General features: G+C 32.0%; 9 protein-coding genes and 1 pseudogene. 1 reads left to right on the top strand and 9 read right to left on the bottom strand.

All coding sequences use genetic code 11. The features are described 5' to 3' along the window. The 8 genes and pseudogenes from ACOSP6_RS01080 to trmD form a co-directional block, all read right to left on the bottom strand. Window positions 1–861, bottom strand: a pseudogene (locus tag ACOSP6_RS01080) (hypothetical protein); the annotation flags it as partial. 125 nt (window positions 862–986) lie between these two features. Next, window positions 987–2036, bottom strand: a complete 1050-nt coding sequence (locus ACOSP6_RS01075) for a D-alanine--D-alanine ligase (RefSeq protein WP_422093731.1) — start codon at window positions 2034–2036, stop codon at window positions 987–989. A gap of 3 nt (window positions 2037–2039) precedes the next feature. Then, entirely contained in the window at window positions 2040–2276 is a 237-nt protein-coding gene (locus ACOSP6_RS01070) for a hypothetical protein (RefSeq protein WP_422093732.1), read from the bottom strand. After that, complete coding sequence (murQ, locus tag ACOSP6_RS01065; RefSeq protein WP_422093733.1) at window positions 2269–3084, bottom strand: N-acetylmuramic acid 6-phosphate etherase; 816 nt, start codon at window positions 3082–3084, stop codon at window positions 2269–2271. The genes ACOSP6_RS01070 and murQ overlap by 8 nt, the downstream gene beginning before the upstream one ends. Before the next feature lie 100 nt (window positions 3085–3184). Next, a complete protein-coding gene (locus tag ACOSP6_RS01060; protein ID WP_422093734.1) occupies window positions 3185–5410 on the bottom strand; it encodes an NADP-dependent isocitrate dehydrogenase in 2226 nt (741 codons plus the stop codon). A 174-nt stretch (window positions 5411–5584) separates the two neighbouring features. Further along, window positions 5585–5935, bottom strand: a complete 351-nt coding sequence (gene rplS, locus ACOSP6_RS01055) for a 50S ribosomal protein L19 (RefSeq protein WP_422094058.1) — start codon at window positions 5933–5935, stop codon at window positions 5585–5587. 108 nt (window positions 5936–6043) lie between these two features. Beyond that, on the bottom strand, window positions 6044–7522 hold the full coding sequence (locus ACOSP6_RS01050) for a glycosyltransferase family 39 protein (RefSeq protein WP_422093735.1): 1479 nt from the start codon (window positions 7520–7522) through the stop codon (window positions 6044–6046). Further along, on the bottom strand, window positions 7515–8192 hold the full coding sequence (trmD, locus tag ACOSP6_RS01045; protein ID WP_422093736.1) for a tRNA (guanosine(37)-N1)-methyltransferase TrmD: 678 nt from the start codon (window positions 8190–8192) through the stop codon (window positions 7515–7517). The genes ACOSP6_RS01050 and trmD overlap by 8 nt, the downstream gene beginning before the upstream one ends. A gap of 247 nt (window positions 8193–8439) precedes the next feature. Between trmD and ACOSP6_RS01040 the strand changes: the two genes are divergently transcribed. Next, entirely contained in the window at window positions 8440–9255 is an 816-nt protein-coding gene (locus tag ACOSP6_RS01040) for a hypothetical protein (protein ID WP_422093737.1), read from the top strand. A 64-nt stretch (window positions 9256–9319) separates the two neighbouring features. Here ACOSP6_RS01040 and ACOSP6_RS01035 read toward each other — a convergent pair whose 3' ends face one another. Beyond that, complete coding sequence (locus ACOSP6_RS01035; RefSeq protein WP_422093738.1) at window positions 9320–10594, bottom strand: hypothetical protein; 1275 nt, start codon at window positions 10592–10594, stop codon at window positions 9320–9322. Between the last annotated feature and the right edge of the window lie 7 nt (window positions 10595–10601).

The raw sequence follows: 10601 nt of genomic DNA, 5'->3' as shown, positions 1-10601 counted from the left end.
TCCTGTCGCTCCTGTCTCCCCCGTTGCACCTGTTCCTCCTGTAGCCCCAGTTTCACCCGTTGCACCTGTGTTTCCTGTTGCCCCAGTTTCACCTGTGGCTCCTGTGCTTCCTGTTGCTCCGGTTTCACCCGTTGCACCTGTGTTTCCTGTTGCTCCGGTTTCGCCTGTAGCTCCTGTATTTCCTGTTGCTCCGGTTTGACCAGTAGCACCTGTACTTCCTGTAGCACCAGTTTCACCCGTTGCACCTGTGTTTCCTGTTGCACCTGTTTCACCAGTAGCTCCTGTATTTCCTGTTGCCCCGGTTTCGCCTGTAGCTCCTGTATTTCCTGTAGCACCTGTACTTCCTGTAGCACCTGTACTTCCTGTAGCACCTGTGCTTCCTGTAGCTCCCTGAGCAGCTATGTCAGAAATAGGCACGGAAAGTGTCCCATTACTATCTGTAATTTCTAAATTACCACCATTTACCCGAAAAGAAATATTAACCTCGTTAGTTGGGTCACTATCGTTATCGTTTATTAGAGCAGATAAATCAATTGAATTTCCTCCTGAAATTGTAAGAATATTCGTATTAGAATCGAAACTTAGTTGTTGATTAGGAACAGTGTTACAAAGGCTTAACCAATTATTTCCATCGTATTGGTATAAGCATCTGTCATCTGTATTAAATATAAGGGCTCCTTGAAGCGGGATTATACTATTCATTTGAATAGTATTAATCCTTGTAAGTACAAAAACTTTATCATTGCTTTCTAATTCTAATATAGAATTAACATCAATAACATTCGGGTTGTCTCCAATTTTAACTTGGGAATAACCAAGAATACCTGAAAAAACAATGATTAGAGTAATAAATTTCTTCATACACGGGGATTTTCACCTTCTAAAAGTAAGAAAACAGATTTACTTATTAGACACACGGCACAAAAAATAGTCACAAAAGTCGAGTTTTTAATTGTTTATAAAGGTAAACAGCCAGATACTTTCTTCTATTGGAGTTTTTTTATCGATGAAATGTAATTTCTTAACTCTAACATTTCATTAACAAATTTTTTAACACTTTTATAAGGGATGTTTTTAGTTCTATGATTTTCAGTAGAAATTACAAACAATGACTGCCAATGTTTCCTGATTTCTTTTAACGCATTAAAATAAGTATAGTTTTGCGCATCATATATGTGAGTAGGTTCTGCAATTATACCATTAATTTCAAGTACTTTATAATCGGTGCCGTTTTCTAACTCTTCAAAATCATTATACTTAATATCCACTCTTCCGTAATACCATCCTTCAATGGAATGACTTAATTCATCAAATGTTTCTATAAGTTTTCTTGATATTAAATGATTTCCATTAATGAATTGAGTTCCTTTTGAGTGATTACCGATGACCGTAAGTTTTATAACTTGGTTTAACTCAGGAATTCTGTGTAAACTATTTGAATGAATACTCTGGAACAAATCTATGTATAACTTTGCTCTTTTATCATTTAAGATTAATTGCTTAAGCGTAGATTTTCCATCTCCTGTAACACAAATAAATTTTTTCAAAGTAACCGAACTTATTCTACCTTTATTTTCATTCGGATTTCTGTGATAAAAAACACCACATTCATTTTTATAATCCAAGAATTCTTGGATTATAATATCAATAGGGTAGGATTGTAGGTATTTTTTTAGAGCTTCAATAGAATCAATTTTTTTTACTAATAGTCCTCTGAAACCAATATCTGGTTTAGCTATCAAAGGAAACTCTATTTCTTCTTCTTTAATTCTTTTTATCACATTTGAAAAGTCAAAACCAACTTTAACCAAAACTGATTTAGGTCTAAACTTTTCTGGAACTAATTGAATGGTTTCGTATTTACTCTCAGTTCCGTTACCGGAACTTTTAATAGCTGGATTTGCTGCACTAAAAAAAGCCGCATGTTTTGCTCTTAATGCTAAATAAAAAGCATAAGGTAGGTTCGGAATATAAAACATAGAGGTTGGCCAATATTCCCAATTTATATATTTTTCAATATTGATCTTCTTAAGCAAAATTTATTTTTCAAATAAATAATTTAATAATGTTTTAAAAGACTTAAAACCAAAATAGACGGTAAATAAAATTAAAAATATTGAAATTACTAATAATGTATAACCAATTAATGCCATAAGCATTTCTTTATAAGTTCTTACCATTCTAAAAGCTAAACTTAACAGAAGAGGTGAAACCATTAAAAGGAGTAATAGAATAAGAAAATTTTTAATCGGTTTATCGTAGGTTTTTTCAGTCATTTTTAAATTGTTTAATTACTTCTCGGACGTTTCCATGTTTCTTTAAAAGTTCTTTCGCAGTTGCTTTGTCAATATTCAACTCAGATACTAACATTTTTTCTCCACGTTCCACCAATTTATTATTTGATAGTTGCATATCGACCATTTTGTTTCCTTTGACTTTGCCAAGTTGAATCATGGTGGAAGTTGAAATCATGTTTAGTACTAATTTTTGAGCGGTACCAGCTTTCATTCTTGAGCTTCCAGTTACAAATTCAGGACCTACAACCACTGTGACAGGATATTTAGCCGTAATTTCTAATGGACTTTTTGCATTACATGTTATACAACCTGTCTTTATGTTATTATCATTACATCTTTTCAAGGCATTAATGACATAAGGAGTCGTACCTGAGGCAGCTATTCCAATAACCACATCATTTTTTGAAATATTATACTCTTGTAAATCTTTCCAACCTTGATCTTCAGAATCTTCAGCAAACTCTACAGCTTTTCTAATAGCAATATCACCACCCGCAATTAATCCAATTACAACATCATGTGAAACTCCAAAAGTAGGAGGACATTCCGAAGCGTCAACAATCCCCAATCTACCACTTGTTCCAGCTCCCATGTAAAACAATCTTCCACCAACTTTTAACTTTTCTACAATAACATTAACTAATTTTTCAATCTTAGGAATTGCTTTTTCTACAGCTAAAGGAACCGTTTTATCTTCATTATTAATGTTTGTCAGAAGTTCATTGACTGTCATTTTTTCAAGACTGTCGTAGTTTGAATCTTGCTCTGTAGTTTTAATAAAATCCATATTTCAAAGTTACAATTAAAAATAGTTAAGTTTAGAAAAGAGGTATAAAAAATGCCGGTAACTTTACCGGCATTTTTATAAATTATATTGTTATATGTTACTAGATTTTAGCTAAAATACTATTTAGAGTTTTATTAGGTCTCATAAAACTATCAGCTAATTCATCCTTAGGAACAAAATAACCACCTATTTCGATTGCTTTTCCTTGAACTTCATTTAATTCATTTACAATCTTATCTTCGTTAGATTGCATTGCTTCAGCAACAGATGAAAATTGATTTTTAAGTTCTTCATTCTTATCTTGATTAGCTAATTCTTGTGCCCAATACATAGCCAAGTAAAAATGACTTCCTCTATTATCTAATTCGCCAGCTTTTCTAGATGGAGATTTTTTATTGTCTAATAACTTTTCAATGGCATTATCTAAAGTTTCAGCTAATACTAATGCTTTTTCATTGTTATTAGTTTCACCTAAATGTTCTAAAGAAACGGCTAAAGCCAAAAATTCACCTAAAGAATCCCAGCGTAAATGGTTTTCTTCAACAAATTGTTGAACGTGTTTTGGAGCAGATCCACCAGCACCAGTTTCGAATAAGCCACCACCGTTCATTAACGGAACGATTGATAACATTTTAGCTGAAGTTCCTAACTCTAAAATAGGGAAGAGGTCAGTTAAATAATCGCGTAATACGTTTCCTGTAACAGAAATTGTATCCTGACCAGCTTTAACTCTTTCTAATGTATATTCAGTAGCTTCAGAAACTGATTTGATTAAAATCTCTAAACCATCAGTATCGTGGTTTGGTAAATACGTATTTACTTTTTTAATTAATTCAGCATCGTGCGCTCTGTTTTTATCTAACCAAAAAACCGCTGGAGCTTTCATAGCTTTTGCTCTAGTAACAGCTAATTTTACCCAGTCAGCAACAGGGGCATCTTTTGTTTGACACATTCTCCAAATATCTCCTTCTTCTACAGAATGCTCAATTAATGTATTTCCTTCGCTATCAATTACAGAAACTTTACCAGCAGCTGCAATTTCGAAAGTTTTATCATGAGATCCATATTCTTCAGCTTTCTTAGCCATTAAACCTACGTTAGGAACAGTTCCCATTGTTGTAGGGTCAAAAGCACCATTCTTCTTACAGAAATCAATAGTTGCTTGGTATAAAGAAGCGTAAGAACTATCAGGAATCGTTACTTTAGTATCTTGTTGTTTTCCGTCTTTATTCCACATTTGTCCTGAAGTACGGATCATTGCAGGAACAGAAGCATCAATAATAATATCAGAAGGAACGTGTAAGTTAGTAATGCCTTTATCAGAATTTACCATTGCAACGTCAGGGTTGTTTGCGTAAACAGTTTCTATATCAGCTAAAATTTTTGCTTTCTTTTCAGCAGAAAGTTCTTCTAAATTTCTTAATAAATTTCCGAAACCATTATTTACATCAACTCCAATTTCTTCGAAAGTAGCACCATGCTTTTCAAACAAGTCTTTAAAGAAAACACGAACCGCATGTCCAAAAATAATTGGATCAGATACTTTCATCATGGTAGCTTTCATGTGTAATGAAAACAATACACCTTTATCTTTAGCATCTTTAACTTGTTCGTCTAAGAAAGTTAATAATGCTTTTTTATTCATAACAGAAGCATCAATGATTTCTCCTGCTAATAACTTTGTGCTAGCTTTTAAAACTGTTTCAGTTCCATTAGCATCGGTATGAACGATTTTTACGTCAGTTGCATTAGGAACAGTTACAGATTTTTCATTGTGAGCAAAATCTCCTTCGCTCATTGTAGCTACGTGAGTTTTAGACTCAGAACTCCAAGCTCCCATTGAATGAGGATTCTTTTTTGCGTAATTTTTTACGGCTTTAGGTGCACGACGATCTGAATTACCTTCACGTAAAACAGGGTTTACCGCAGAACCTTTTACCTTATTATATAGAGCTAAAACTGCTTTGTCTTCATCTGTTTCTGGTTCTTCTGGATAATCTGGAAGATTGTAACCTAAAGCTTGTAATTCTTTTACAGCTGCTTTTAACTGAGGAACGGAAGCACTAATATTTGGAAGTTTAATAATGTTTGCCTCAGGTTTTGTAGCTAATTCTCCTAAAAACGCTAATGCATCTTCAACTTTTTGATCTTCGGTTAAATAATCAGAAAAGTTTGCAAGAATTCTTCCTGCTAGTGAAATATCTTTAGTTACAATTTCTATGTTAGATGATTTGGTATATGCTTTTACGATTGGCAAAAACGAACGAGTAGCTAATGCTGGAGCCTCATCGGTTTTTGTGTACATAATTTTTGCAGTTGTACTCATATATTAACTAGTTATTTTGTTTGAAGTGGTGCAAATTTACGTATTACAAATGGTTTTTGAAATATTAAATTTTTATTAAAATCTGCGATTTGTTGAAGATTCTTGAAATTTTAATTAAAAGCAAAAAAAAACGATGTTAAATTAACATCGTTTTTTAATATTCTTTGAGAAGAATTAACTTCTTCTTTCTTTAATTCTTGCTTTCTTACCAGTAAGACCTCTGAAGTAGAAAATTCTAGCTCTACGTACTTTACCTCTTTTGTTAATTTCAATTTTTTGAATTGATGGTAAGTTGATAGGGAAGATACGCTCAACACCTACAGTACCTGACATTTTTCTAATAGTAAACGTTTCAGAAGATCCGTTTCCTCTTTTTTGAATTACAACTCCTCTAAAGAACTGAGTACGAGTTTTGTTTCCTTCTTTAATTTCGTAGTATACAGTAATTGTATCTCCTGCTGCGAATTCTGGTAAATCGTTTTTAGTTACGAATTCGTCTTGAACAAATTTAATTAAATCCATTATTTCAAAAATCTTTGAGATTTTACAAAGCAACATTCACGATTCTCGTCAGAGGTTGATTTTGCGTGTGCAAATTTATGACTTTGCTTGAAAATAAAAAAAAAAAATCAATTATTTTTTATGCTGATAATTAGAGCAATAGAATACCCAAAACTTCCTTACTTTTTTTCCGTTTAGTGATATTATAATCGGTTCTAGTTCTTCGGCCTTTTCGAAATATGTTTCTATTTCTGGTAAAGTATTCCCTTTTTTATCTTCATTTTTAAAACGCTTGTCAGAGTCAATAAAGATAGCATCCCGACCATTTAAAATTGATAAATCGTCTCCTAAATAATCAAAATGTAAAGCATGTAATCCAACAATATTCTGAGCATATACTTTTTCATTCATAAAAAAGTTAAGTGCTGCCGAGGTTTTGTAATTATCATTTGAAAAAATAAAAGTATTTGGATGTTCTTCTTTTAGTTTTTCAATTTCTGTAGCTAATTCTTTCCAACCAACCCAAGTATCATCACTTTTAATTGGAACTAAATAGAATAACACCTGTAAACTTACGAGTAAGTGAATCACTATCGAGATTAAAACCTGATACTTAATCCATTTTTTTGAAATATAAATACTGACTAAAATAATTCCCGTAATATAGGAAGGCATCATCCAATTTAATTTTACCCAATAAACAGGAGTTAACGAAAAGAATCCTAAAAACGTTGGAATAAAGAAAGCAAGTAAGAATAAAGTTTTACTTTTTGGTAGCTTAAATTTTAATAAGAATCGTTTTACAAACTTGAATGTATATAATAGAAATGCACCAAATAAAATTGGTAGTAACAAAAGAGACTGATGACCTATTGCTCCGAAAAAATACTTAGGAGATATTTGGAATTTAGAAATACTACTGGTTCTATTTGAAGATTGAAATAAGAATGAAGCAAATTCATTTTGATAATTCCAATACCAAACAGGAAATGTAACAAGGGCAGAAATAATAATAGCAATCCATAACCATGGAGACCATAAGAGTTTTCTGTATTTTTTAGAGAAAACAGCAAATGCAAGTAAACCGATTTGTAATAATAACCCCGTGTATTTACTATCGAAAGCTAATCCCATTGCAATACCTGCGTAAATCCAGAAAATCTTTTTATTCTCAAAGATAGCCTTGTATAAAAACAAGACACTTAATGTCCAGAATAACAGTAGCGGAACGTCTGGAGTAGAATTAAATGATAATATTGAAATAAAAAAAGTTGATACTATAAGTACTAAAGCTCTTTTTGACTTTTCTTTAGATAAAAAACATTCTGCTAGCTTGTAAAAGCTTATTAATGTTAGAGATGTAATGACAAAATCAGCAAGTTTAACAACGAAAACGGATTTTCCGAAAATCAGTGTAAATAAACGTAAAATATATCCGATCATTCCAGGATGATCAAAATAAGACCAAGATAAATTTTCACCATAAAAATGATAATAAGCATCTTGTGGCATCAATCCCATAAAGGGTAACAGGATAAAACGAAAAAACTGAAAAGCAATCACTACGTTAATAGCAGGATACTTTTGAATAAAGTTTGAAATATTATTCATCTAACAAATCGGGTCTTATTTCCTTAGTACGTTCGTAAGCTTTTTCAGAGCGCCATTCTTCAATCTTAGGGAAATTTCCTGATAACAATATTTCAGGAACTTTCATACCATCATAATCGGAAGGTCTTGTGTATACCGGAGGTGATAATAAATTGTCTTGAAAAGAATCAGTAAGAGCAGATGTTTCATCACCTAACACACCTGGAATCAAACGAATTACTGCATCACATAAAACTGCTGCGGCTAATTCACCACCTGTCAAAACATAATCACCAATAGATATTTCTTTAGTAATAAATTTATCTCTAACTCTTTGATCTACACCTTTGTAATGACCGGTTAGAATAATGATGTTTCCTTTCAAAGAAAGTGAATTTGCGGTAGCTTGATTTAAGGTAGGTGCATCAGGAGTCATGTAAATGATTTCATCATAATCTCTTTCTGCTAATAAACCTTGAATACATTTCGCAATAGGCTCTATCATAAGGACCATGCCAGCTCCACCACCAAATTGATAATCGTCTATTTGACGATAGTTTCCTTGGCCAAATTCTCTGAGGTTATGGAAATGCACTTCGGCCAAGCCTTTGTCAATAGCTCTTTTCATCATTGAGTTTTGAAAAGGACTTTTAATTAAATCTGGTTCAACAGTAATAATATCTACTCGCATTTTGCAAAAGTATAATTTTAAAAATGAACAAATAAATTAAGTTTCTCTATATTTGAAAACGTTATGGAAACTATTAAAAAATTCCTTTTTTATATACTTGATAAGTTTATTTCATACTCAGATAGAGTGATTGATTTCGCTAAGATTTGGATTTTTGGGTCTATAGTTCTTTTTGGAGGTTTCTGGCTTTTGAAAAAGTTCTTTTTACTGTTATTTAGTTTCTTTCAATAATATTTAAATCATATCAATGAAAAACCATTTCAATTTACTTTTTGCGTTATTCTTCGTTTTTTCTTTACATGCTCAAAAAGAAATAAAAGATAAAGAATTAAAGTCTAAGCTTGATTCGATAATAGCGGAAGCTGATTTACTGTATACTTACGAAAAAGTAGCATGGAAATCGACTGATATTTTATTGCAAAATCAGGGATTAAAGCAAAATGCAGGTGGATATTTAGTGTATCATTCAAAAGATTCTGTTTTTGGTGTTTTTACTGATAAAGGTGCTACCAAAAGAATTGCTAAATACTCATTTTCAAAAGATGATTTAAACGCTCCATTTGCGTCAGATTATAATATAGTAGCTTTATCTTCAAAAGAAAAGAAGCTTTTAGAGATAAAGAGTACTATTGTCAACCAATTTTCAAACCCTCAATATCAAATAACAATTCCGAACGGATATAATCCTAATTTGGTTTTAATTGAAGGAGAAAAGGGATATCAGTTTTATATCATTATGGGGACAAATCATCCTGAAATCATTCCTTTTGGAAATGATTATGTTTTTAAGACAGATGAAAAGGGAATTATTACATCTTGGAGAAAATTTCATAAAACTATGATTCCTGCTCAATCAAAAATGGCTGATGGATCGAAAGTAATTTCAGCAATTCATTCACATTTAAAAATGACACCTTTAATTACTGCTACCGATATTTGTACATTTAGGTTATACGGAGAGTTATACGGTATGAGTGAATTTATGGTATTGTCAACAGCTTTAGGAAAGTATTTTAAATACATTTTAAAGTCGAATACAATTGAAGTTACGGATATAAAATAAAAACCTCTTAACTTTTTCATTGATTAAGAGGTTCCATTTTGTGTTATTGTATTTAGTCTAAATTTTAATAGGCTTTAACATCGCCCATACTAAGCTGACCATTATTCCCAAATCTGTGCATTTTTGGCAATGAAGTACCGCTTTCGGTTGTAATCCAATCTTCCCAAGTTGCAGGAACACCTTCCATTTTCATGCTTGGAACGTACATTTTATAACTTTTAGGGATATAGTTTTCATCTAAAATCCATAAGTAAGAATCGCCAGGAGTAGTTCCGCCAGTAGTATATTTGACTAAAAGAGCTTCTTTTCCATCAACATATTTTACTGATCGTAGAATTCCCGGTTCAAAAAGTTTATGCGGAGCAACTAACCAAAAGCTATCATTATTAAAATAATCTTCGGCTTTTTTTATAACAGCTTCGTCTTTACTATTTGAGAGTTCATCATTATAATAAATGGTGCTTTTTTCAAGATTATTCGGATGTAAAATTACTTTAGTTGTATCCCATTTTACTTGAACAATATGATTGGTTTTATTCCATTTATAAAATCTTCTTCCACCAAAACTCCACTCAATGTTATTAGTTGATTTGTAGGCTTCGTGTTTTATTGCCTTTAAGATTTTTTTTGCTAACGTATCTGCTTTTGGAGTAGCAGCTTTAGGATTTCCCATATCAATTGATAAATCAAATAAACTAGTTTCGTGTTTAGTTGGAAGTTTAAATCCAGCCTCAGTGTCTTTCCAATCACTCCAAGAAGCTTCAATTCCTCCAATTGGAATAATACTTGTCCACATTTTATAAGCAACGGGGAAATTGTTATCATCTAAAATCCATAGATAAGAATCACCTGGTGTTGACCCGCCAGAGGTATAGGTAACCAATAGAGCATCTTTATTATCATGTTTTACAATACTTCTTTCAACACCTTCATCCATAACTTTATGATGAGCAATCAACCAGAAACTATCATTATTGAAAAAGTCTTGAGCTTTTTTAATTAATTCTGGATTATCTACATTTTGCTCATTCACAAAAACTTCACTTTTTTCTGGAGATTTTGTATTTAAAATAACCTTGTTTTCTCCCCAAGAAACATCAACTTTACCTTGTTGTTTATACCATTTATAGGAATTTGTTCCTCTGAACGACCACTCAAGAATTTCCGCATTTTCAAAAGCATCATGATTTACGGCTGATAACATTTTTTGAGCTAATTCTTCTGCTTTTTCTCCTTTTTCTCCCGTTGGAAGTGATTCGTTTTTGGTGAAAATTATCACTAAAAAAGAAATAATGATTACTACTAAAAGGACACCTATAATTTTAAAAAATTTCTTCATGTTATTT

Origin of the sequence: Tenacibaculum sp. MEBiC06402 (assembly GCF_049239625.1) — a bacterium.
GTDB lineage: Bacteria > Bacteroidota > Bacteroidia > Flavobacteriales > Flavobacteriaceae > Polaribacter.
The sequence above is the reverse complement of the archived record's forward strand: the minus strand, read 5'-3'. Positions and strand labels throughout refer to the sequence as shown.